The sequence below is a fragment of the Parahaliea mediterranea genome (assembly GCF_003402235.1).
Taxonomy (GTDB): Bacteria; Pseudomonadota; Gammaproteobacteria; order Pseudomonadales; family Halieaceae; genus Parahaliea; species Parahaliea mediterranea.
Map to the genome: position 1 here is coordinate 229,878 of NZ_QEWO01000007.1, position 22,911 is coordinate 252,788.

Genomic DNA, 22,911 nt, shown 5'->3' on the forward strand with positions numbered 1-22,911 from the left:
AGCCGAGTAAACGGAGATTACGCCATGAAGCACTTATACCCCGCTCAAGCGACGTCTGATTCCTTTGTTCGCCGTTTGGTAACGCACATCAGAGCCACCTCTTTTGCCAGCCTGCTGGCGCTGGCCGCAGTGGCGGGTCTGTTGCTGCCCGCCCCGGGCAGCGCCCAGGACGCACCCGCTGCCGCCGCCACGGCGCCGGCGGTCAACATCAACAGCGCCGATGCCGCGACACTGGCGGCACAACTCAAGGGGGTGGGGCTCACCCGCGCCGAGGAAATCGTGCGCTACCGCGAAATGTATGGGCCCTTCAAATCGGTGGATGAACTAACCGAAGTGAAGGGCATTGGCCCCGCCACCCTGGACCGCAATCGCGCGGTAATAACGCTGGAATAGGTCTGGCGCATCCGTATCATGTGGGGGCTTCGGCCCCCGTTTTGTTTTCGGGGCTTTTTCAGAGGCTTCCGAGGAACCCGTGGTACTCACGCATCATCAGCAAGTGCAGCCGCCGTGCCTGGTAACCGGCGCCAGCGGCTTTATCGGCCGTGCACTCTGCGCGCAGCTGGCGAATGCCGGGCGGGCCTTTGCTGCCACCAGTCGTCGTGCGGCCACACTGCCGGGCGGCTCGCCGATCCACGCCATGGATCTGATGGCCCCGAGTGTTGAGCGCCTTGCCGGTATCGGCACGGTGGTGCACCTGGCGGGGGTTGCTCACCAGCATGCAGCGCCGGCGGTGTACAGCCAGGTGAATGTCGACGCTACGCTGGCCCTGGCCAGGGCGTCGCAGGCGGCCGGGGTGCACCGTTTTATCTATTTCAGTAGCGTCAAGGCCATGGGCCCTTCGCCCGGCCCGGCGCCGCGGGCAGAGGGCGACCTTACCCTGCCGGTGGACGCCTACGGGCGCTCCAAGCGGGAGGCGGAACTGGCCCTGGCGCAGGTGTGCGCAGGCGGGTCGATGGACTTAATTGTCCTACGCCCCTGCCTGGTTTACGGAGAAGCCCCCAAGGCGAACCTGCGCTTGCTGGCGCAGCTGTCGCGTTACTGGGCGCTGCGCCCGCCCGAGGGAGGGCAGCGCTCCATGGTGAGCCTGCCTGACCTGGTAGCGCTGGTCATGTTGTTGCTGGATGGCGCCCCCGCAGGCACCCACACCTGGATTGTGGCCGATGAGCGGCCGAACTCGGCACGGGGCATGTACGATGCCCTGCGCAGCGCCCGCGGGCTCGCGCCAGGTCGGCAGTGCCTGCCACGGGCCCTGTGGCGGCTGGCTTGCCACTGCGTCGACCGTCTGCGCGGCGAGGTGGGTGGCAGTACCGCCGGCAAACTGTTCGCAGCGGAAACCTATGATGCGAGCGCCCTGCGCAAGGCAACCGGCTGGCGGGCACAGCAAAGCTTTGCCGATGTGGCGGCCAGCCTGGTGAGTGGCCGGTGAGCGTGGCGCTGCCGGGTTTGATTGCATTCCTTGCGTTCATCGCCTCGGCGGGGTTGTGCGGCCTCTACCTCGCTATGGCGCGCCGCAGGCAGTGGCTGGATCACCCCAATCATCGCAGCTCCCACGACCTGCCAACGCCCCACGGGGGCGGCGTGGGCATTGTGCTGGGGCTGGCGCTGGTGGCAGCGCTGGCGGCGACGCTGGGGGTTGAGTGGCCCGCGGCGGTCGGTTGGCTGCTTGGGTTTGCGCTGTTTCTCATGCTGCTCGGGGTGGTGGATGATGTCCGCGGGCTCTCGGTGCGCCTGCGGTTTGCGCTCTACGGCCTGTGCTGCCTGGGCGTAGTTGTGGCGCTGGCCGCGCCGCCGAAGGGCGGGCACTGGTGGCTGGTTCTGCCGGCGGTGCTGGCGCTGCTGTGGGGGCTCAATCTTTACAACTTTATGGACGGCATTGACGGGTTAGCCGCGCTGCAGTGCTTTTTTGCCGCCGGCGCCGCTGGGCTGCTGGCATGGGTTTACGGTGGTGCCAGCCAGTATGCGCTGTTCTGCGGGCTGCTGGCGGCCGCACACCTTGGTTTTTTGCTGTGGAACTTCCCGCCTGCAAGGTTGTTCATGGGTGATGCGGGCAGCATCCCCACCGGCTTTTTGCTGGGCGGCCTGTGGTTGTGGGGGAGCATCGATGGCGCCCTGGCGCCGGAGGTGTGGCTGATTCTGCTGGCGGTGTTCCTGACAGATGCCACCTGGACGCTAATACGCCGCCTGTTGCGGGGTGACAACGTGCTGCAGGCGCACCGGGAGCATCTCTACCAGCGCCTCAGCCGCCACTGGGGCAGCCACCTGAGCGTGGATTTTGCGTTCATCGCGGTGCTGTCGCTGTGGCTCTTCCCCCTTGCCTGGCTGCTCCAGACGAATCAGGAGTACAGTTTATTCCTTGTAACTTTGGCATATTCTCCGCTCTTGATTTGCATGGCGAAAACGACCGATATGACGTAATATCCCGGCTCCGGGCTCACAACAAACACATTCATAGTGTGCCTCTGTTAGACCAACGGGAGTGGGAGGAAATTTGCGCTATCGGCTTGCCAGTTACGCGCTGCAGGTGCTTTCCGGAACTCTCGGAAGCGTGCGTGATGGGCTGGAAAAGCTGATCGAACTTCCCCGCAATATCAAACAGGCCTTTCTGCTACTGCTCGATATGGTTTTCGTCTCCATCGCCATTTGGGCGGCGGTGGCGTTCAGGATGGGCCATGTCGAATTCAACCTCGGGCCGGTGGAACTGCTCTGCGCCGGTTTCACCATTTTTGCCAGCGCGCTGATTTTCCTGCGGCTCGGTCTGTACCGGGCCGTTATCCGTTTTATGGGCCAGCAGGCCATCTGGGCGGTGATTACTGCTGTCAGCTACTCCACGCTCGTGCTGGGTGCGGCGGTGTTTTTTACGCGCGCCGAAGTGCCGCGCTCCATGCCCTTTATCTACTGGTGCCTGGCCTTGTTGATGATTGGCGGGTCCCGCCTCAGCGTGCGGGCCTACTACCAGGCCAAGCTGCGCTCCCTGTCCAAGAACGTCATCATCTACGGTGCCGGCGAATCCGGCCGCCAGTTGCTGACCGCCCTGCATCACGGTGACCAGTACCGGGTGGTGGCCTTTGTCGACGACAACCTCAACATGCAGCACTCGGTTATCAACGGCTTGCAGGTGGCCCGCGCGGAAGACCTGCCGCAGTTGATAGCCGAGCACAATATCACCCAGGTACTGCTGGCTGTTCCCTCGGCTTCACCGGAGCGGCGCCGCGAGATCATCGACTCGCTGGTGGGCCTGCCGGTGCATGTGCGGACCGTGCCCCGCATCAATGAACTGGTGGCTGGCCGGGCCAGCGTGAACCAGATCCAGGATGTTGACCTGGATGACCTGCTGGGACGCGAGCCGGTGCCACCGCACCCTGAGCTGATTGACCGCTGCATTACCGACAAGGTCGTGATGGTGACCGGCGCGGGCGGCTCCATCGGCTCCGAGCTGTGCCGCCAGATATTGATGTCCAACCCCCGCGAACTGCTTCTGCTCGACAACTCCGAATACGCCCTGTACCAGATTGAGCGCGAGCTCAACGAAATGATGCGCGAGCGCAACGTGCAGGTGGAAATGGTGGTGCTGCTCGGCTCCGTGCAGGACCAGCGCCGGCTGGAAACCATCTACCGCACCTTTGATGTGAATACCGTGTACCACGCCGCGGCCTACAAGCATGTGCCGATGGTGGAGTACAACGTGGCCGAAGGGGTCGCCAACAATGTGTTTGGCACCTGGTACGCTGCCGAGGCGGCGCGCAAGGCCGGCGTTGAGACCTTTGTGCTGGTGTCGACCGACAAGGCCGTGCGTCCCACCAACATCATGGGTGCGTCCAAGCGCTTTGCGGAATTAATCCTGCAGGGCTTGTCCCAGCGCCATACCGGCACCCGGTTCTGCATGGTGCGCTTTGGCAATGTACTGGGCTCATCCGGGTCCGTAGTGCCACTGTTCCGTGAGCAGATTGAAGTGGGTGGCCCGGTGACCGTGACCCACCCGGAAGTGTCCCGCTATTTCATGAGCATTCCCGAGGCGGCGCAGCTGGTGTTGCAGGCTGGCGCCATGGGGACCGGAGGCGATGTGTTTGTGCTGGACATGGGCGAGCCGGTGCGCATTGTCGATCTGGCGCGCCGCATGATCCGCCTCAGCGGCTACGAAATGCAGCACGATAGCCACCACGCCGGCCACATCGACATCGAATTTATCGGCCTGCGCCCTGGCGAGAAGCTCCGCGAAGAATTGCTGCTGGGCAGCAATGTCAGCGGTACCGGGCATCCGATGATCATGCGTGCAGAGGAAGAGTGCCTCAGCTACGCCCAGATGCACCGCTACCTCACCGACCTCATGCACTACTGCGACGCCATGGACTGTGCCGGCATCACCGCCGTGCTGAATGCCGCAGTCAGTGGGTTTGGTGGCCACGAAGTGCGCTATGACCACCTGTGGCGCAAGCAAGGCAAGGTGGGGCGGCGCGCGGCGCGTATACTCGCCAAGCCGGCGCCCGTCAGCGCGGCGTCCAACGTTCAGGAGCTGTTCCCCGAAAAAACCTCGTAATATCCGCTGCCGGTTTTTATCCCAACCATAAGATTTGCCCATGACCCACTTTGACGTATTCAACGGCGATGCCGACGGCCTCTGTGCCCTGACTCAACTGCGTAACGCCGAGCCGCGCGAGGCAACCCTGGTGACCGGGGTGAAGCGCGATATCAAGCTGCTCGACCGCGTGGAGGCCGGTCCCGGCTCCCTGGTGACGGTGCTGGATGTCTCCATGGACAAAAACCAGGCGGGCCTGCAGGCGGCCCTGCAGAACGGGGCCAGTGTGTTCTACTGTGATCATCACTTTGCCGGGGATATCCCCGAGCACCCGCGCCTGGAAGCGGTAATCAACACTGCGCCGGACGTATGCACCAGCCTGCTGGTCAACAACCATCTTGGTGGCGCCTTCCTCGGCTGGGCGGTGGTGGGCACCTTTGGCGACAACCTGCGCGATAGCGCCCACCGCATCGCGCGCCCGCTGGCGCTGGATGCGTCGGGTCTGGCGCAGCTGGAAAACCTCGGCATCTATATCAACTACAACGGTTACGGTTCCCAGTTGGACGACCTCCACTTTGCACCGGAAGTGCTGTATCGCCTGATCAGCCAGTACGCCGACCCCTTTGACTTCATAAGTGACGGCAGCGAGCACTTCCAGAAGCTGGAGAGCGGCTACCAGCAAGACATGGCCGCCGCCGCAGCGCTGACACCGGAGTACCGCGACGCCAGCGCCGCCGTCTTCATGCTGCCCGACGAGCCCTGGGCACGCCGGGTCAGCGGCGTTTACAGCAACGACCTGGCCAACGCCGACCCGGCCCGGGCCCACGCCGTGCTGACCGCCAAGGCCAACGGCTGTTACCTCGTCAGCGTGCGTGCGCCCCTGAACAACAAGACCGGTGCCGACGAGTTGTGCATGCAATTCCCCACTGGGGGAGGGCGCAAAGCCGCCGCTGGCATCAACGACCTGCCGGCCGACATGCTGCAGGACTTCATCGACAAACTGGCGGCCTTTTACGCCTGAGCCGTGCCGCCTGGCACTTGAACTGCCACGCGCCATGCCGGAAGATGCCCTGCAGCAACGTGGGGGGTGGCCGTGGATTGGGATGACATCAAAGTACTGCTGGCGCTGGGGCGGCGCGGTTCCGCTCGCGGGGCCGCCCAGGAACTGGGTGTCAGCAACTCGACTGTCACCCGTCGCCTCGACGAACTCGAGCACCAGCTGCAAACCCGCCTGTTTGACCGCACGCCCGATGGCTATCGCATGACCGCTGCAGCAGAGCGCTTGCTGCCCACCGCCGAGCATGTGGAGGAGCTGCTGCTGGCGGCTGAACGGCAGATTACCGGCGGCAACCAGCACCTGGAGGGGCTGATCCGGCTGACCACGCCGGATGTGTCGGGCATGGGCTTCATGATGAGGCGCCTGGCGCGTTTTGCCGAAGAGTACCCGGGCATCGAGCTACAGCTGATGCCGAGCTACGACGCCCTCGACCTCAGTCGCAGCGAGGCGGATATCGCCATTCGCGTAATGCCCGCCGGCGTCAAACCGCCGGACTACCTGATCGGGCGCTACCTGTCGCCGATCACGGCCTCTACCTACGTACACCGCGACCTGTTGCGCAAAGACGACCCGGAAAACGTGGCCCACCTCAACTGGATCGGCAAGAACCCTGCCGGGCAGAAGGAGCTGTGGCTCGAAGATACCGACTTCCCCGACCTGCCGGTGCGCCACTCCATCTCCAACATCAACCTGCTGGTTGATGCCCTGCGGGCTCGCATGGGGCTTGGCTTCATGCCCTGTTTTGCCGCCTTTCACCACCCCGACCTTGTGCGCGTGCCCGGCGCGGCCATCGTGCACCATTCCGATATGTGGGTGCTGACCCACAAAGATCTGCGAATGAGCGCGCGCCTGCGGGTGTTGCGTGAAATCATCGCCGAGGAATTTGAGCGCATCCGCCACCAACTGGATACGCGTTGATGGCAAGCGCCGCTTAGCGCTTGTCCTCCTGCCCGTTCTGAATGCCGCCCGTCAGCGCAATACGCATGGCATCCTCCACCGGCATGTCCAGCCGTTGCAGGCGATCCGGGCTCACGTAAAGCGTGTAGCCGCCAATCTGGTAGCTCATGGGCAGGTAAACGCCCACCAGATCCGCGTACTGGTCCGCAAAATGCGCTTGTGCCACAGCACTGCCCGTCACAAAACCCAGCAAGTGCCTGCCCTCCTGCACTTCCACCAGCACCACCGATTGCGCCTCCTGTTCTCGCTTGGAGGAAAACATGCGAGTGAAGTCCTGAATGGCGCCAAACACGGATTTGATCAGCGGAATGCGCCCCAGCAGCGCCTCACCAAGGCGCAGGATGTAGCGCACGACGTAAAAGCGCACCAGCAGGCCAATGGCCACCAGAATGATAAACGCCGACAGAATGCCCAGGCCGCGGAAATACAGGTCAGGCGGAAGTACCAGCAATATCAATTTGCTGACTACCGCCTCCATCTTCTCCAGCAGCCAGTACACAAAATACAGCGTAAGCGCCACTGGCAGCACAGTGGCAAGCCCCTGCAGGGCGAGAGTAAATAGGCGCTTCATCGATTCTCCGCGAGGTGTTGTTCCAGGCAGGCAGCATAGCGCGCGTTGCCGTGCCCTGGCACCCGTACCGGCAAATAGCAGGTCCGCCGGTGTGGCCGGGGCCGAGCCTGGGGTGTCCAAAATTGCAGCGCACTCTGTCTTAAACGGCTATCACAGGTATTTATGGCTAGGGCTATGCTGTCTCCAACAACTGCTAGGGAGGCAGAGCAATGAAAAATCTGATGAGTATGATTGTGGTTGTCGGGCTGGCTGCTGGATCAGCCTCAGCATTGGCAGACCGGGGCGATCGCGAGAACCTGGTGGCTTGCAACGGCAGTATCGAGCAGGCGCTGGGTAAGGATGTACGCACCCGACTTTACGGTATTCAGCACCGGCGCGATGGCGATCGTCTGCGCTTGAAGGTGTTCCCCGCCGAGGGGCAGAGCCAGACTCTGAGCTGCTGGGTGGATGACGAAGGTGGCGTTGCACTGCAGACCGCCGATGGCGTGGCCCTGCGCAGCGAGCCGGCCAGCAACACCCAGCGCGTGAGCCTGAGCGACTGAGCGCGTTTAATTTCCACCAGGTCCTAACTGTTGTATTGCCGCCCCGGCCGGGGCGGTATTTTTCCGTGCGTGTCAGTCTTCAACGTCGTCCACATCAATCTGGCCGGTCAAGCGCTTGCGCACATGCGACCAGGACATCCCCACCGCCAGCAATAGCGACACCAACAACAGTGCCACCCAGGCCAGCGCCCCGGGCGAGTCCAGCGTCATCCAGCCCAGGTCAACAAACAGCCACACCACGCAACCAAACAGCGCCGCTCCCAGAATTACCCCGAGCCAACCCATGGAAAGAAAGGTGGCGCGGACATAGATAATCCACCCTATCAAGAGCAGCAGGCCGACAATCGCAATCACCGGCCCGAAATGCGTATCCTCCGCCAGCACCCAGCTGACATAGGAGTAATCCGTCGGATTGTAGGTGCCAAATACCAGCGCAGCCGCGAAGAGCCAGCGGAGCAGAAAACTGGTGGGGGTGAAGGAGTTTGCCATGCGCAACAATCGCCTTTAACGGAAACCTCAGAACGCTAATGTAAATTGACGCGGTGAACAAGCCGCTTCCGATGAAAATTTACATCCTCAGCTGCGATCGCAACCAATTGGATTAGTTCTACTCTTTTCGCTTCTTTAGCATTATTTTTACCAATAGGATCAAGCAAAATAATAATGAGACGATGAGAACCGACTTAACTATTGCACCTGTATCTATTCCATTCACATATGCAAAAAACGACGCGACTGCTATGCAGAATGCATACCACATAGAGGCGTAGTATTTTTTCATCCCAATTTTTCTCCATTTGCCTTAGGAAGAAATGCCTCACTACCCTGAGATAGTAGTGAGGCGGTTATTTCGGGGTTCAGTGACTACTGAACTTTGAGCTACTTTTACCGCCACCTCCACCTCCACCATAATGTCCCATCATAGTGTAGGTGGCGATGCCTAGACCCAGCCCCGTTGCAAAATGCCCGACAAGGCCAGTTGTTGTGGTCCCTACTCCAATGTGACTAGCTAATGCCAGAGCAAACCCAACTGCCGGCAGCACGCCACCATTCACTTGTTCTAGCTCATCGGCAGATAGACTGCGCATTTCATAAATATTGATGTCCATATCAAAATTTTCCTTTTTGATGATTTAACCATTCTGCGAATGGTATTCGTACTTCTGTACGAATTTCGTGTATTCGACTCCGCCAACTGAAGCGAGAGTCAATTTTGTGTAGCGGCTCCCCCTGTTTTCGTCTCATTTCGGTATATTTTTGCGTCAAACAAGATGAGCATGACAAGCCCGAGGCCGGCGCCCGTCAGGTTGACGAAATCCTGCGTGCCGGTTTCCAGATAGTACGAGTGGGCGCTGACGAGAAAGCAGCTTGTCAGTACAGCGGGAAGGATGAAGGCGTAGGGTTTGTTCGATCCTGGAGTCGACAATGAAACAGGTGAGAGGATTCCATGTTGGTAGGCCCTGTCGAAGGCGCACATACAGAGAAAATGAAACGCAAAAATCGTAAAGACAGTTCCTACGAAGAGGCTCGCAAGATTCTCGGAACCGAGCAAGATGTGCAGTAACCACAGGTTTGTGGAGATGACCAGAAAGATAACGAAAAGTATCCCGTGCCGAAAAATTAAGGAAGAACCACTACTCTCATTCTTAGTCATTTCCATTCTAATGCTCAAAGTTTAGAGTGAGCCCCTATCATGTATTTAAAATTTTCTGGTGATGCAAACAAGGCAATTGCTACTTGTACACTTTCAGGGGAAGAACTTTTGAGTTAATACGCTCGCACATAGAAGCGTATACAACGCTAGCAATGACAATGGCTATCCCCAGGGCTGTCTGGCCTAGCCTAAAACTTGAGATGGACGAAAGAACCAGAATAACGGGTAGAGAAATGGCAATAGCTGCGTTGATCTCGACCTTTTCGCCGCAGGCTTTGCATGTGGCGCCTTCCAAAATTTCGTCTTCTTCCACACTGTATCTCCTACAATTGGGGCATTTTCGAAGATTACCCATTATGGATGTCCTGAGTTAGCTTTGGTTTTTTGACTGGTTAAAAGTAGTACAAAATGCACAGCTTTTCTAAGCATTGCAGAGCACATGTAGTGCTCTTCGATGGATTTCTATTGATCACTTATGTTTCCGGTTTTCTTGCTACCCGATGAGCCGCCTCCACCCATATAGTGAGCAGCATCGAATACCCCGTACATCGCCGAAACTCTACTTAGAAGGGCCCAGGTCATTGTCCTCGCGGTGGTGGTAGATGCCATTGAAATTGCGGCAAAAACAATAGGGACTATACCTCCGCTAACAGCTTCGCATTCGCTGGGGTGAAGCTCCATCAGATTGTTTCTAATTTCTTTCATAACTCTCTCCTTGGAATGATTGATCCCATCCAATGGGCATTCACACGTCGCGTGTGAATTCTAGGTGAACCACATTCTCGTTCATTGGCAGCGATGAGGAATGAGTCACTACTACAATCGTGGTTCTTATCGAAGCCAGCGCGCTCCAAAGATCAAATTCCAGTTGCTTGTCCATCTGATTTGTTGGTTCGTCCAGTAGCAGGAGAGCCGGTTTCCGGTAAATTGCCCTGGCAATACAAACACGCTGCACCTGCCCTCCGCTGAGCCCAGTGCCGAGGTCGCCCACTAGTGTGTTGTACTGCATCGGTAGCAGCATGATATCTTCGTGAATCCGGGCGACTTTGGCGGCGGCGACGATCTGTTCGTAATCAATGCTGGAATCAAATGAACTGATATTTTCGGCAATCGAACCGCTGAGAAGATGGTCGCCCTGGACAACTACCCCAATTCTGCTGCGGTAATCCGGCACATGATTGATTGGTATTCCGTCGAGCAGAATTTCCCCGAAATCCGGCGAACAGAGGCCTGCCAGGCACTTCAGCAGCGTGGACTTGCCGCGACCGCTCTGTCCGGAGACCACCAGCATATGGCCACGGGGAACCGAGAAGCTCAGATTGCTAAAAATGGCTGGCTGGTTCTGGTTATAGCGGAACACCAGGCGGCGAACTTCAAGATCGCCCTTGAGTTCAGGCGAATATCCGCTGGATAGTTGATTGTGATGGTAGCTCTCCATCGGCTGGTTGGTGATGTCCGCCAACCTGTCCAGGTGAACCTTGAGCAGCCTGAATTCGGCGATCTGGTCAATTAGGCGTTCGGTGGCAGAGACAAAATGACGCTTGAAACTGATGAACGCCAGCAACATGCCGATGCTGATGTGCAGGTCGATGATCTGACCGGCGGCTACATAGATAAGGAGGATATCGCTGCCACCGAGGGTAAGGCGTCCGGCACTGTCGCCAACGATGCCCAGTTTTGCGAGGCCGATATCCCGATTGATGCTGTCGACCAGATAATTCTGCCACCGTGACTGTCGCGCCTCTTCTTTGTGAAACAGTTTTACCCAGACAATGGAGCGCACCGCCTCTATAAAGCTGGTTTCCCGAAGGGCGTCCACCCTGAGCTTTTCCTCGCTAAGCGACCGGATACGCACCATTAGGACCAGGCGAACACACCAGTAGGCGGCGACAGCCGCCAGCACCACCACAGTGAGTTTGGCGTCATACCAGAGCATGACAATCAGGGTGGAGATAGTCAGGACGCCGTCGACGATGGCGGAGGCCATGCCGTTGGTGATGATCTCCCGCACGCTGTCCAGGGAGCTGAAGCGGGATACGATGTCGCCGACGTGGCGCTGGCCGAAGAAACTGCAGGACAGGCGAATCAGGTGGTGAAACAGTGATGCCGCCATACGCAGGCTCAATCTGCTGGCTAGCTGCAGTGCCATCAGTCGGCGCAGTGCGCTCACGCCGGTTTCCAGCAGAAGCAACAGGAAGAAGGCGCTGGCAAGGACGGCAAGCAGGTTGGTGTCGGCACTGACCACCACGTCGTCGACCACCGTTTGTAGGTACAGCGGCGAAAGCAGGGCAAGAAGTTGCAGGGCCAGGGAAAGCCCCACGAGTTGGGCGAGAGCGAGCCACAGGCCTTCGCGCCGTCCGATAAAGGCCGACAGGCGTAAGGGCTTGCGCTCATCGCTGTGGACAAATTCGGATCGCGGCCACAACTCCAGCGCAACGCCAGTAAAGTGCTGTCCGGCCTGCTCCAATGAAAGTCTGCGGTAGCCGAAAGCCGGGTCGTGAATGATGATATGCCGGCGTCCGACTTTTTTCAGAACCACAAAGTGGTTCATGTCCCAGTGCAGAATGCCGGGCCGCTGCAGGTTGGCTAGCTGTCCGGGCTCCAGCCGCAGGGCGCGGCACTGGAGTTTCAGGTTGTCGGCGCATGCCATCACATCCTTGAGTGTTGTTCCCTGTGCCGACATCCGGAAGCGGTCTCGCAGTTGCCTCAGTTCACAGTGGTGACCATAGTAGCCCAGCACCATGGCCAGGCAGGCGATACCGCATTCAGCCTGCTCGCTCTGGTGGATGATGGGCAGTTTACGTGACATGCGGCCGAGGCTTTCCACCGACAGCCTGCGCAAGGTGAATGCACCGGCGGTAGCCATCAGAGACGCCCCCGCAAGCTGAGGATGGGTTCCAGCAGCCACTCCAGCACACTTCTGTCTTCAAGCGTGATATCCGCTGCCAGGGTCATGCCGGAGCGCAGGGCAATCGACTTGCCGTAGGCCTGGATGCTGTGTGTATCCAGCCTGGCGATCAGGCTGTAGCCGGGGCCGTTGACCGGTGTGCCGGGGCGCATGATCTCACCCGGTAGCAATACGGCGTCGGACATGCTGAGAACGGTTCCCCTGTAAACACCGAATTTCTGGTAGGGGAAGGCGTCAAACCGCATATTGACGGTTTGACCCGCCCTGATGAAGCCGGACGCCTCGACCGGTACGAATAGCCGGGCTTCCAACTCGGAGGTGGCGGGCTCTATCGTCATCAGTGGCAGATTCTGGCGGGCGGTGTGTCCGGGGCGGGCCTGCAGGTTGGCGATGCGGCCATCGGCGGAAGCCTTGATTACGTAGGCGCGGTGTCCACGCAATTCGGCGATCTTCTGGGACAGTTCACTCAGCGAGAGAGCCAGGGTGTCCACGCTCTCCTCATGCTCCCGCCAGCTCAGCTCGAGTTGAGATTTGGCGCTCGCCAGGCGTGCGCGATGTTCCTCCCGTTCGCGGGTTAGCGACTGGGCCTGCGCCTGGTAAAGCAACTGCTGATCCAGCAGCGATTCCAGTTCGACTTCTGCAAGGTGGCCTGCAGCGACTAGCGAGCGGTGGCGGCTAATGCGGGCCGAAAGTTGCGCCTGCCGCTGATCCAGTGTCGATAGTTCCTCCTGCAGTAGGGCGAGGCCCTGTTCGGTCGCCAGGATGCGGTGTTTCAGTTCTTCGGCGCGCTGCAGGGCGATGACCTGCTGCCTCGCCGAGCGCTTCTCCAGCAGGGACTTCTGGTGTCGGTACTCGGTGAGCAGCAGTTCTTCAAGGTGCTCACCATTTTTGAGGGTTGTGTCGCCGTTGATGACCAGCAGCGGTTGCCCGCGATTAACCTGTTCGCCCTCGTTGACCAGAACTCGGGCGATCCTGCCCTCGCCCCTGGCGTAAACCCGGATAGAGCCCTGGCGCGGCTCAAGCCAGCCCTGCACCGTGGCCTTGCGCGCGTAGCTGGTATTGGCAAGGAATACAGCGGCGGTGACAATCCACACGAGCAGCGCGCTGACGATGGCCGTATGCGCAGCATGCGGCGCAAACAGCGCGCTACCGTGCTTTGCCTTGCGCTGTGCTTGCAGCGCCTCGGGGCGAAATAACTGCATGAATCGAGATCTTCCCTGATCACTGTTCGTCCGTGGCCCGAGTGCCAGGACCGCATGTCTAACCGTAGTCGTGTGGGAGAGAAAAGAAGGAAATCAAATCAGCCAGATTTGGCCAGTGGGAAAGGGTGACTGGGTGTACCCCTGCGATTACTCCAGAAGCCGCACTCGGGCACTACGCCCCTTTACCTTGCCCCGTCCCAACTTGTCCAGCGCGGTGTCCACTTCGCTGCGCCGCACCGCCACGCAGAGCCAGTTGTCGTAGAGAGTGATTTTGCCGACCTGTTTGCCGTCTATGCCGTTCTCGCTGGTCAGGGGACCGAGGATATCGCCGGGCCGCAGCTTCGGCTTTTTGCCGGCGCCGATTTCCAGGCTCACCATCGGCGGCTTGTAGCCCGGCGTTTTCAGCAGTGTGTGGGGGGGCAGGGGCGCGTGCTCGGTGGAGCGATCCAGCAGGGCTTCCAGTTTCGCCAGCTTGTGGCCTTCCTTGTCAATGAACAGAGTGCCAGCTAGGCCGCTGCTGCCGGATACCTGCGGGCGGTCTTGAGTGGGCCCCGTAAGTCCCTGTCGCCTAGCCGGCGGCGGAAGTGGTGATTACCATTGATGGTGTAGATGTAGCTGCGATTCGCGTCCATAGAGCCGTGACCAATTTGTGACCAAAATGTGGTCAAAACGGCGCTCGGAGCTAATCTGCCAGATACAAAAAAGCCCCAAGACACTACATCTTAGGGCTTTCCTGTTGTATGGCTCCGCCTGCTGGGCTCGAACCAGCGACCCAATGATTAACAGTCATTTGCTCTACCAACTGAGCTAAGGCGGAATGGCGTTAACCAGAGGTCGCGTATATTAATGATGGACCCTGCCCTGGTCAACACTTCGTGGCGGATTATTTTCGCAGGGCTTTGCGGGCGCCTGAAAGGCTGCAATCCGAGCTTAAGTCGATGATAATTAACGGCTAATTTTCGACCAGTTGCAGCGCCGCCATGTCCAAAGCGTTTAAAGTCAGTTCCTCCTTCGAGCCCGCCGGGGATCAGCCCCGGGCCATCGAGCAGTTGGTGGAAGGGGTGCAGGCGGGGCTGGCCTCGCAGATTCTGCTGGGGGTTACCGGCTCGGGCAAAACTTTCACCATGGCCCATGTGGTGGAGCGGCTGCAGCGCCCGACCATTGTGATGGCGCACAACAAGACGCTGGCGGCCCAGCTGTACGGGGAGTTCAAGGAGTTCTTTCCGGACAACGCGGTGGAGTACTTCGTCTCCTACTACGACTACTACCAGCCGGAAGCCTATGTGCCTTCGTCCGATACTTATATAGAGAAGGACGCATCGGTCAACGACCACATTGAACAGATGCGCCTGTCCGCCACCAAGGCGCTTCTGGAGCGTGATGACTGTCTTGTGGTGGCTACGGTGTCGGCCATTTATGGCCTTGGCGACCCGCAGTCTTACTTCAAGATGGTGATGCACCTGTCGCGCGGGGAGATCATCGACCAGCGCCACATTCTGCGCCAGTTGGCGGAGCTGCAGTACACCCGCAATGATGTGGATTTCCAGCGCGGTACCTACCGAGCGCGGGGCGATGTGATTGACATTTTCCCGGCAGATTCGGAGCGCGAGGCGGTGCGGGTGGAGCTGTTCGATGAAGAAATCGAGAGCCTGACCTTCTTCGACCCCCTGACCGGGGCGATTGAAAGCAAGGTGCCTCGCGTCACGATTTTCCCCAAGAGCCACTATGTGACATCCCGCGATGTGATGCTGGGTGCGGTGGAGCAGATTGAGGTGGAGTTGGACGGGCGCCTCAAGCAGCTCAACGAGGCCGGCAAGCTGGTGGAGGCCCAGCGTCTTGGCCAGCGCACCAAGTACGACATGGAGATGATTCGCGAGCTGGGTTACTGCAACGGGGTGGAGAACTACTCGCGCTACCTGTCTGGGCGCGCGCCCGGCGAGCCGCCGCCGACGCTGTTTGAATACCTGCCAGACAACGCGCTGGTGATTATCGACGAATCCCACGCCACGGTACCCCAGATTGGCGCCATGTTCCGCGGCGACCGCTCGCGCAAGGAAACCCTGGTGGAATACGGCTTTCGCCTGCCCTCGGCGCTGGACAACCGCCCACTGCGCTTTGAGGAGTGGGAAAAGCTGGTGCCCCAGTCGATCTTTGTCACGGCCACGCCGGGGCCCTACGAGTTGGAGCACGCCGGGCGCACGGTGGAGCAGGTGGTGCGCCCCACTGGCCTGGTGGACCCGGAACTGGAGGTGCGCCCGGCCAGTACCCAGGTGGACGACCTGCTCGCCGAAATCCGCACGGTGGTGGCAAAGCAGGAGCGCGTGCTGGTCACCACGCTCACCAAGCGGATGGCGGAGGACCTCACCGAGTACCTGGCCGAGCACGATGTGCGGGTGCGCTACATGCACTCGGATATCGACACGGTGGAGCGGGTGGAGATCATCCGCGACCTGCGCCTGGGGGAGTTTGATGTGCTGGTGGGCATCAACCTGCTGCGCGAGGGGCTGGACATGCCGGAGGTGTCGCTGGTGGCCATTCTGGACGCGGACAAAGAGGGCTTCCTGCGTTCCGACCGCTCCCTGATCCAGACCATCGGCCGCGCTGCGCGCAACCTGAACGGCCGCGCCATTCTGTATGCCGATAAAGTGACCGGCTCGATGGAGCGTGCCATGGCGGAAACCGAGCGGCGGCGCGAGAAGCAGCTCGCGCACAACGCTGAACACGGTATAACGCCCAAGGGCGTTACCAAGTCCATCAAAGACATTATGGAAGGCGCCCGGCGCATGCCCACCCGGGGCAAGGCCAAGGGGCGCAAGGTGGCGGAAGACAAGCTGGCCTACAGTGCGGACGAGGTATCGCGCCTCAGCCCGGAGGCGCTGTCCCGCAAGCTCAAGCAGATGGAGGCGCAGATGCTGGAGCACGCCAAAAACCTGGAGTTCGAAGAGGCGGCTGCACTGCGCGACCAGGTGGCGGAGCTGAAGCAGTTGGCATTTGTCAGTTAGCGCAGCGCCCACGCTGGGCTATAGTCAGTGCATGTTTTTCATCGACACCGGAGAATGATCATGTCTATTCGTTGCCTTCCCGCCCTTGCCCTGCTGGTAGCCGCCGCTGGTGTGCAGGCCAAGCCGGAACTGATTGATTGCGACCCGAAAAAGATTGCGCGAAACGCCGCCATGGAGGCAACCGTGGGTGTGCATGGCCCCTGCGATGTGGACCGGGCGGCAGACCGTGCCAAAGATGACCTTGGCGACAAGGTGGATGATGTGCGCGATGGTGCCGACGACAAACTGGACGACATGAAGGATCGCCACGAAAAGCGCGATAAAAAACTGCGCAAAGACGAGGACTGAGGGGGCGTCAGAGCCCGCCTTTGGGCAGGCGCAGGGCCATCATCACGCCATCGCCGGTGGGCAGGTTGTGCGCCAGTGCCTTGCCGCCCAGATGCTCGGCGATAATTCTCACAATATAAAGGCCGAGCCCCAGGTGCATGCCGGAGCGGGCCCGGTCGTCACGCAGCGATACCATGGCCTCGAACAGCTGCCCCTGCAGGTGCGTGGGCAGCGGCGGGCCGTGGTTGATCACCGCCAGCTGCCAGCTGCCCGCGGCATCGGTCAGCGATAACACAATGGCCCCGCCCGGGGCGGAAAATGACACAGCGTTGTCCACCAGTTTGTCCAGCGCCTGCACCAGCAGGTCGGGGGAGGCCAGGCAGGGCGCCGTTTCTGTATCGCATTGCAGGTTGAAACGGTAATCCGGCCAGGCGCTCTGGTAGGCAGGCACGATCTGGTGCAGCAGGGGCACCAGGTCGACATCTGTCAGCATGTCGCTGCGCACGCTCTCTTCAATCTGGCTGGCTTCGGTCATGGCGGTCAGCATGCGGCCCAGCCGGTCCAGCCCTTCGCGGGCGCGCTGCAGGTAAACGCTTTGCTCACCGGCATTGGCATCGGCTTCCAGGTTGTCCAGTGAGGACTGGATGACGGCAATGGGCGTGCGCAGTTCGTGGGACAGCTTGCGGCTCAGGGTCTGCAGGTATTCGTTGTAGCCCCGCAGTTCCTCCAGCAGGTTGGCAAAGCGGCGGGACAGTTCGCCCACCTCATCGCGGGCGTGGCTGCGCGGAAAGTGCTCTGTCACGATGTTGCCGCGCTGGGCCACCTTGCCGGCTGCCCGGCTCAGCCGGCCAATGCGCCAGGACAGCAGGCTGGCGTAGCCCAGCAGGCCAAGCGCGGCCAGGGCCGTGGCCAGCAGGCTGTAGCCCAGCAACTTGCTGAAGGCGCGGTCGGTGAGGGCCAGGTATTCCTCGCTGTTCTGGCGCAGCACCACAGCCCCCATCACCGCGTCGGCATGGCGGATGGGCGCCGCCACCGACAGTGTGCTGCGCTGCCGGTCGCCGTTTTCACGGTACCAGTGGCTTGCAATGTTGCCGCCAAGGGCCGACGCCAGTTCGTCGGCGGCCATGTGGCCGTCGGCGCCGGTTTGTGGCAGGGGCGGGATGTCCGCCTGGGACAGGATGCGGCGGTAAAGCCAGCGCAGCAGCCAGAAGGGCCGTTGCCCGGCGTCGCCTGCGTCAGCGTCGCTGCTGGCGGCGTGAACGGCGGACAATTGCCACTGTTGTTTGTCGAACACGGCAAGGTCTCGCCCCGGCTCGGAAAAGGCAGTGAGCGCCTGCTGCAGCGGTTGCGGCGGGTAAATCAGCCAGGGTGGGGCGGTTTGCTCCAGGGGAGTGAAGTTGCCAGCGGTGAGCGGGCTGCCCCGGCCGTCCACATCCACAATGTGCAGGCCAAGGCGGTTGCCAGTGATGTTCAGCGGCAGTTGCAGCTCCAGGGTGTAGCCCTCGCGGGTGTCCTGCCATACGCCCTGGATCTGCCCCGGGTTCACCCCGGGATGCCGGCGGCCGGTGGCGCGGGCGCGCACATCCCCGGGGGCGGCGGTGGCGATGGCGTATTCCTGCCGCTTGCCGTCCAGCCAGGTGCGCAGTATCAGCCGGTCGCCATTGGGTTCGGGCGACAGCCCCGGGTTGTCGTACACCACCTGGTTGTCGCGGACCGCCAGCAGCAGGTAAAGGCGGCCAAGCCGGGTGGCCGCCTGGTAGCGAAAGGCCGGTGTGCCGTCGCCCTGGTGATTGGCAAACTCGCCGCTCCACTGTTGCGGCCAGCCATCGGCGTAGCCATCCACAATAATGGGCGCGGTGGCGGCGCTGGCATACAGGCTGCGTGCCGGTTCCGGGGTTTCATGCAGCCGCGCGATGTCCGGGTAGAGCCGGTGGGGCTGGTCGGCAAAGCTGGCAGCCACCGCCTGGGCGGTGGCCTCAAGGGCAATCACCTGGGCGTGGCGCAGTGTGCTTTCTGTCTCCCGCAAAAACTGGCAGCCGGCCCAGGGCAGGGTCAGCAACAGCAGGCTGACCAGCAGCAGCTGCCGGCGCAGGCTCACTCGCGTTCTACCCAGCGGTAGCCCATACCGTAGGCGGTTTCAATGGCGTTGAACTCGCCGTCGGCCACCTGGAATTTGCGCCGTATGCGTTTGATGTGTGAGGTGATGCTGTTGTCGTCCAGCACTACGTTGGCCGCCTCCATGAGTTGCTGGCGGTTGCGCACGTGGCCGGGGTGGCGGGCCAGGGCGTGTACCATCCAGAACTCGGTCACGGTTAAATCCACGGCCTGCTGGCGCCAGCTGGCGGTCATGCGCTCCAGGTTCAATAGCAGGGCGCCGCGCTCTACCCGGTGCTCGCGCACTTCCGGTGTGCGCAGGGCCTTTACCCGCCGCAACAGGGCGGTGATGCGCGCCAGCATGTGGGGCTGGCTGATGTTCTTGGTGAGGTAGTCGTCGGCGCCCAGGCGCAGGCCGCAGATAATATCCAGTTCAGAATCCCGGGCGGTCAGGAACACGATGGGAAGCTCCGGTGCCCGGCTGCGCAGGTCGCGGCACAATTCAAAGCCCCCTTCAAACTCGTCGCCAAGCCCCACGTCGATAATGGCAAGGTCCGGCAGGCGTTGGGCAAAGGCCTCGGCGGCACTCACGCGATTGTCGTACAGGGCAACACTGAAGCCCTGGCGTTGCAGGGCGTCCCGGTAGTTGGCGGCCAGGTTGGCTTCGTCTTCAACAATGGCGATGTGTTGCGGCATGGGGTGCGTCCGATAGGCGTCAGCGCATGGTTCCAGAAAGGCCCTGCCAGCTCAAGCGGCTGCCACAATTCGCCACAATTGATCAGCACCTAGCCCGAATTGCATCGGCCCAATACCACATTGCCCCGCTGTAATAGCAAAAAATCCAGCGGGAGAGCAGGCAATGCAATACGGGTACACACAACAGGGAATGAGCGAGGCCGCAAACTGGCAGCGCCTTGGGCAATGGTTCTGCTTTCGGGCATTGCCGGCGGCCACCGGGCTATTGCTGGCGCTGCTACTGGCGACGGTGTCGCCAGTGCGGGCAAGCGCAGTCGTCGAGGGCAATGAGGTACCCGGTGCCGGCCAGATGCGCTGGCACGATCAGGTGAGCGGCAGTTATCAGGCGGCGGTTACCCAGCAGTCGCGGCTTGATGTGCGCATTGCGGGCATGCTGGCGGTGGTGGAGCTGGAGCAGGTGTTCCAGAACACCACGCAGGCCTGGCAGGAGGGCATTTACAGCTTCCCGCTACCGGAGGATGCCGCCGTTCGCCACCTGGAGATGCAGGTGGGCGAGCGGGTGGTGATCGGCAAGGTGCGCGAGCGGGAAGAGGCGAAAGTCCTTTACCAGCAGGCCCGTGCGGCCGGTAAAAAGGCCGCCCTTGTAGAGCAACAGCGCCCTAATCTGTTTAGCAATCGCATAGCCAACATTGCCCCTGGCGAGCAGGTCACGGTTCGCCTGCAGTATGTGCAAACCGCCAAGTACAGTGCCGGGCGCTTTGCCCTGCGCATTCCCACAACGCTGACGCCGCGTTACATCCCGGGAGTTTCCCGGGCCGCGCCGGCGGCCGCCGAGGTTGCGGCGCTCGCGCCGGCCCCCAGTGGTGAGTACACCGGATGGGCGCCGCCCACAGACCAGGTGCCAGACGCACCGGCCATCACACCCTACCTCTATCCTCAGCCGGGCTCTGATAGTGCACCGCTCAACCCCTTGCACCTTGCCGTTGAGCTGGACGCCGGCATGCCGCTGGCCGAGGTGCAGGCCCTGTACCACGAACTGAGCCTGGCGCGGGACGGCCAGCGTTACAAGCTGCAATTGGCCAGCGGGCCGGTGGAGATGGACCGCGATGTGGTCCTGCAGTGGCGCCCGGTGACCGGTGCCATGCCGCGTGCGGCGGTGTTCACCCAGCAGGTGGCGGGGGAGACCTTCGGCCTGTTGATGGTGCTGCCGCCAGAGCTGGCGCCGCAGCAGGCCAACCTGCCGCGTGAGGTGGTGTTTGTGGTGGATGTCTCGGGCTCCATGGCCGGGGTGTCCATCAAGCAGGCGCGTGAGGCGCTGGCGCTGGCGCTGCGGCAACTGCGCCCCGCTGACCGTTTTAACATTCTGGCCTTTGATGACAGTGTGCGGCCGCTGTTTGCCGGCGCCGTGCCCGCCACCCGCCACCACCTGCAGCAGGCCAGCGAATTTGTGCGGCACCTTGAAGCGGGCGGCGGCACCGAAATGCGCCCGGCGCTGGAACGGGCGCTGGCCCCCGGTGCCGAGGCAGAGCGCGGCCTGCTGCGGCAGGTGATTTTCATCACCGACGGCGCGGTGGGCAACGAGCAGGCACTGTTCGAACTGATCCAGCAGCGCCTTGGCGCCAGTCGCCTGTTTACCGTGGGCATCGGTTCTGCGCCCAACCACTGGTTTATGCAGCGCGCGGCACAGGCTGGGCGCGGCTTCAGCGTGCAGGTGGGCGACATTGGCGAAGCCGCGGCGGTGATGACGGAACTGTTCGCGCGCATTGCCGCGCCGCTGGCCGCGGATGTGAGCGTGCAATGGCCCCAGGCCGTAGAAGCCTGGCCCGACCGGGTGCCGGATCTGTACCGCGGCCAGCCGCTGGTCCAGGCGGTGCGTTTTGTGGGTGCTTTGCCGGCCGGTGAGGTCAGTGTGTCGGCGAACCTTGCCGGCGAACACTGGCAGAGCGCGCTGGCCCTGCCGGCCCAGCCGGGCAATACCCAGCACGATGGCGTGGCGAGTGTGTGGGCGCGCAGCAAAATTGCCGGGCTGCTGGCGCTCAAAACCGCCGGGGAGCCTGAGCAGCGCATTCGCGAACAGGTGCTGGAGGTTGCCCTGGCGCACCAACTGTTGAGCCCTTACACCAGCTTTGTGGCCATTGAGGAGCGCGTATCCCGCGAGCCCACCGCGCCGCTGCGCCCCGGCATTGTGCCCAACACCCGCCCGCGCGGGCAGGGTCCGCAGCCCTACGCCTATCCCAACACCGCCACCACCGGGCCGGCCAAGGCCTTCCTGGGCTGCTTCGCCCTGTTCATTGCGCTGCTGGTGCATGTTATGCGCCGCCCGGAGCAGGACCGTGTTTGAGCGCTGCCGCAGCTGGTTGCTGATTGCCCTGTGTACCCTGGCCCTGAAGGAGCTGGCCGGTGCCGGGCTGATTTACGCCAAGGCCGCCCTGGCGCCGCACCTGATGGCGCGGGCCTGGGCGGCTACCCAGGCCGAAGGTGGCGTGCACAAGCCCTGGCCCTGGGCCGACACCTGGCCGGTGGCGCGCCTGCGGGTGCCGCAGCTGGGTATCGACCAGTTTGTGCTGGCCGGCGCCAGTGGCAATGCGCTGGCCTTTGGCCCCGGGCTGGATGCCGCCGGCGTCGAGCCGGGGCAGGGCGGTACCGCCGTCATCGCCGGCCACCGCGATACCCACTTCCGCTTTTTGCAGCATCTGGTGCCGGCCATGTCGCTGAGTGTTGAGTTGCCCGATGGCCGCCTGCTGCAGTACCGGGTGGCCGAATCCCGGGTGGTGGACAGCCGCCAGCCAGTGGCCGCCCCCTCGCACTTTGGGCCGGCCGAGCTGGAACTGGTGACCTGCTATCCCTTCGATGCCATTCGCCCGGGCGGCCCGCTGCGCTATGTCGTTCATGCCCAGCCGGCCGGCGCCGAGTGGCAAGCCTTCTCCCCCCTGTCCGCAGCACAAGGAGTAATCCCCCTATGAAGCCCTTACCCTGCCTGCACACCCTCGCCGTTTACCAGACCCTGGTGCCCGCTCAACTCGCCGCCCTGAAGGGAGCCGCCTGGCGCCGGATTGTGCCGGGTCAGGGCGGCGAGTATTTTTGCCAGCTCAAGTTGCAGCAGCGCTACGCAGAGATGATCGCCCGGCAGTGGGCGGTGCCCGCCTGTGGTGCCGGTTACGTGGTGAGGATGATCCTGCCCCAGCGGGTACTGGCGCAGTACGATCTGAGCAGTGTGGCCTACGAAGAGCACCTGGAATACCAGGTGCCGAGCTGCGAGCTGGGGCGACTCAGCCGCCACCTGGTGGGGGCGATTGAATTGGTGTCTGTGTTTCGCGAGCACGAGAGCTTCTCCGTGCCGCGCTGCAGCCAGCCATTGATGGCGCTGATGAATTGATACCCGCGCCGG

At 61.7% G+C, this 22,911-nt stretch carries 23 protein-coding genes and 1 tRNA gene; 12 read left to right on the forward strand and 12 right to left on the reverse strand.

What is annotated here, in order from left to right:
* Nucleotides 1-24 precede the first annotated feature (24 nt).
* The 6 genes from DDZ17_RS19790 to DDZ17_RS19815 all read left to right on the forward strand — a co-directional run bounded on the left by DDZ17_RS19790 (nucleotide 25) and on the right by DDZ17_RS19815 (nucleotide 6,488).
* Nucleotides 25-393, forward strand: a complete 369-nt coding sequence (locus tag DDZ17_RS19790) for a ComEA family DNA-binding protein (protein ID WP_116368714.1) — start codon at nucleotides 25-27, stop codon at nucleotides 391-393.
* Between the two features lie 103 nt (nucleotides 394-496).
* Complete coding sequence (locus DDZ17_RS19795) at nucleotides 497-1,426, forward strand: NAD-dependent epimerase/dehydratase family protein (protein WP_157976747.1); 930 nt, start codon at nucleotides 497-499, stop codon at nucleotides 1,424-1,426.
* A 179-nt stretch (nucleotides 1,427-1,605) separates the two neighbouring features.
* Nucleotides 1,606-2,415 carry an MraY family glycosyltransferase gene (locus DDZ17_RS19800; protein WP_157976748.1) on the forward strand — a complete coding sequence of 270 codons (810 nt, stop codon included), beginning with the start codon at nucleotides 1,606-1,608 and terminating at the stop codon, nucleotides 2,413-2,415.
* Between the two features lie 130 nt (nucleotides 2,416-2,545).
* Nucleotides 2,546-4,534, forward strand: coding sequence for a polysaccharide biosynthesis protein (locus DDZ17_RS19805; protein WP_241505973.1), 1,989 nt, complete (start codon nucleotides 2,546-2,548; stop codon nucleotides 4,532-4,534).
* A gap of 40 nt (nucleotides 4,535-4,574) precedes the next feature.
* Nucleotides 4,575-5,534 carry a DHH family phosphoesterase gene (locus DDZ17_RS19810; protein WP_116368717.1) on the forward strand — a complete coding sequence of 320 codons (960 nt, stop codon included), beginning with the start codon at nucleotides 4,575-4,577 and terminating at the stop codon, nucleotides 5,532-5,534.
* A 72-nt stretch (nucleotides 5,535-5,606) separates the two neighbouring features.
* Nucleotides 5,607-6,488, forward strand: coding sequence for a LysR family transcriptional regulator (locus DDZ17_RS19815; protein WP_116368757.1), 882 nt, complete (start codon nucleotides 5,607-5,609; stop codon nucleotides 6,486-6,488).
* A gap of 13 nt (nucleotides 6,489-6,501) precedes the next feature.
* Here DDZ17_RS19815 and DDZ17_RS19820 read toward each other — a convergent pair whose 3' ends face one another.
* Nucleotides 6,502-7,098: a DUF502 domain-containing protein gene (locus tag DDZ17_RS19820; RefSeq protein WP_116368718.1), complete on the reverse strand. Its 597-nt coding sequence runs from the start codon at nucleotides 7,096-7,098 to the stop codon at nucleotides 6,502-6,504.
* A 221-nt stretch (nucleotides 7,099-7,319) separates the two neighbouring features.
* Between DDZ17_RS19820 and DDZ17_RS19825 the strand changes: the two genes are divergently transcribed.
* Complete coding sequence (locus DDZ17_RS19825) at nucleotides 7,320-7,640, forward strand: hypothetical protein (protein ID WP_206613601.1); 321 nt, start codon at nucleotides 7,320-7,322, stop codon at nucleotides 7,638-7,640.
* A gap of 72 nt (nucleotides 7,641-7,712) precedes the next feature.
* Here the strand turns inward: DDZ17_RS19825 and DDZ17_RS19830 are convergent, their stop codons facing one another.
* The 9 genes from DDZ17_RS19830 to DDZ17_RS19855 form a co-directional block, all read right to left on the reverse strand.
* Complete coding sequence (locus DDZ17_RS19830) at nucleotides 7,713-8,129, reverse strand: DUF6524 family protein (protein WP_116368720.1); 417 nt, start codon at nucleotides 8,127-8,129, stop codon at nucleotides 7,713-7,715.
* Nucleotides 8,130-8,497: 368 nt separating this feature from the next.
* Nucleotides 8,498-8,749 (reverse strand): hypothetical protein, encoded by a 252-nt coding sequence (locus tag DDZ17_RS22530; RefSeq protein WP_157976749.1) that lies wholly within the window; start codon nucleotides 8,747-8,749, stop codon nucleotides 8,498-8,500.
* Nucleotides 8,750-8,847: 98 nt separating this feature from the next.
* Nucleotides 8,848-9,300 (reverse strand): hypothetical protein, encoded by a 453-nt coding sequence (locus DDZ17_RS19835; protein WP_157976750.1) that lies wholly within the window; start codon nucleotides 9,298-9,300, stop codon nucleotides 8,848-8,850.
* Nucleotides 9,301-9,373: 73 nt separating this feature from the next.
* Nucleotides 9,374-9,607 carry a hypothetical protein gene (locus DDZ17_RS22535; RefSeq protein WP_157976751.1) on the reverse strand — a complete coding sequence of 78 codons (234 nt, stop codon included), beginning with the start codon at nucleotides 9,605-9,607 and terminating at the stop codon, nucleotides 9,374-9,376.
* A 149-nt stretch (nucleotides 9,608-9,756) separates the two neighbouring features.
* Nucleotides 9,757-9,999 carry a hypothetical protein gene (locus DDZ17_RS22540; RefSeq protein ID WP_157976752.1) on the reverse strand — a complete coding sequence of 81 codons (243 nt, stop codon included), beginning with the start codon at nucleotides 9,997-9,999 and terminating at the stop codon, nucleotides 9,757-9,759.
* A gap of 40 nt (nucleotides 10,000-10,039) precedes the next feature.
* Nucleotides 10,040-12,160 (reverse strand): peptidase domain-containing ABC transporter, encoded by a 2,121-nt coding sequence (locus DDZ17_RS19840; protein ID WP_116368722.1) that lies wholly within the window; start codon nucleotides 12,158-12,160, stop codon nucleotides 10,040-10,042.
* Nucleotides 12,160-13,404, reverse strand: coding sequence for an HlyD family secretion protein (locus DDZ17_RS19845; RefSeq protein WP_116368723.1), 1,245 nt, complete (start codon nucleotides 13,402-13,404; stop codon nucleotides 12,160-12,162). The genes DDZ17_RS19840 and DDZ17_RS19845 overlap by 1 nt, the downstream gene beginning before the upstream one ends.
* A gap of 147 nt (nucleotides 13,405-13,551) precedes the next feature.
* A complete protein-coding gene (locus DDZ17_RS19850) occupies nucleotides 13,552-13,779 on the reverse strand; it encodes a DbpA RNA binding domain-containing protein (protein ID WP_206613602.1) in 228 nt (75 codons plus the stop codon).
* Nucleotides 13,780-14,145: 366 nt separating this feature from the next.
* Nucleotides 14,146-14,221, reverse strand: a tRNA-Asn gene (locus DDZ17_RS19855).
* Between the two features lie 163 nt (nucleotides 14,222-14,384).
* On the opposite strand from DDZ17_RS19855, the gene uvrB reads away from it, so the two are divergent.
* Together uvrB and DDZ17_RS19865 are read left to right on the forward strand one after the other, a co-directional pair.
* Nucleotides 14,385-16,406, forward strand: coding sequence for an excinuclease ABC subunit UvrB (uvrB, locus tag DDZ17_RS19860; protein WP_116368725.1), 2,022 nt, complete (start codon nucleotides 14,385-14,387; stop codon nucleotides 16,404-16,406).
* A 60-nt stretch (nucleotides 16,407-16,466) separates the two neighbouring features.
* On the forward strand, nucleotides 16,467-16,754 hold the full coding sequence (locus tag DDZ17_RS19865) for a hypothetical protein (protein ID WP_157976753.1): 288 nt from the start codon (nucleotides 16,467-16,469) through the stop codon (nucleotides 16,752-16,754).
* A 7-nt stretch (nucleotides 16,755-16,761) separates the two neighbouring features.
* Here DDZ17_RS19865 and DDZ17_RS19870 read toward each other — a convergent pair whose 3' ends face one another.
* Complete coding sequence (locus DDZ17_RS19870; protein WP_116368727.1) at nucleotides 16,762-18,831, reverse strand: ATP-binding protein; 2,070 nt, start codon at nucleotides 18,829-18,831, stop codon at nucleotides 16,762-16,764.
* Nucleotides 18,828-19,523, reverse strand: a complete 696-nt coding sequence (pdsR, locus tag DDZ17_RS19875; RefSeq protein ID WP_116368728.1) for a proteobacterial dedicated sortase system response regulator — start codon at nucleotides 19,521-19,523, stop codon at nucleotides 18,828-18,830. The genes DDZ17_RS19870 and pdsR overlap by 4 nt, the downstream gene beginning before the upstream one ends.
* A gap of 190 nt (nucleotides 19,524-19,713) precedes the next feature.
* On the opposite strand from pdsR, the gene DDZ17_RS19880 reads away from it, so the two are divergent.
* The 3 genes from DDZ17_RS19880 to DDZ17_RS19890 are packed head-to-tail and all read left to right on the forward strand — an operon-like array spanning nucleotide 19,714 to nucleotide 22,899.
* Nucleotides 19,714-21,864, forward strand: coding sequence for a marine proteobacterial sortase target protein (locus DDZ17_RS19880; RefSeq protein ID WP_157976754.1), 2,151 nt, complete (start codon nucleotides 19,714-19,716; stop codon nucleotides 21,862-21,864).
* The gene (locus DDZ17_RS19885; protein WP_241505974.1) at nucleotides 21,857-22,486 is read left to right on the forward strand and encodes a class GN sortase; all 630 of its coding nucleotides are present in this window, start codon (nucleotides 21,857-21,859) and stop codon (nucleotides 22,484-22,486) included. The genes DDZ17_RS19880 and DDZ17_RS19885 overlap by 8 nt, the downstream gene beginning before the upstream one ends.
* Nucleotides 22,483-22,899: a hypothetical protein gene (locus tag DDZ17_RS19890; protein WP_116368731.1), complete on the forward strand. Its 417-nt coding sequence runs from the start codon at nucleotides 22,483-22,485 to the stop codon at nucleotides 22,897-22,899. The genes DDZ17_RS19885 and DDZ17_RS19890 overlap by 4 nt, the downstream gene beginning before the upstream one ends.
* The last annotated feature ends 12 nt before the right edge of the window (nucleotides 22,900-22,911 follow it).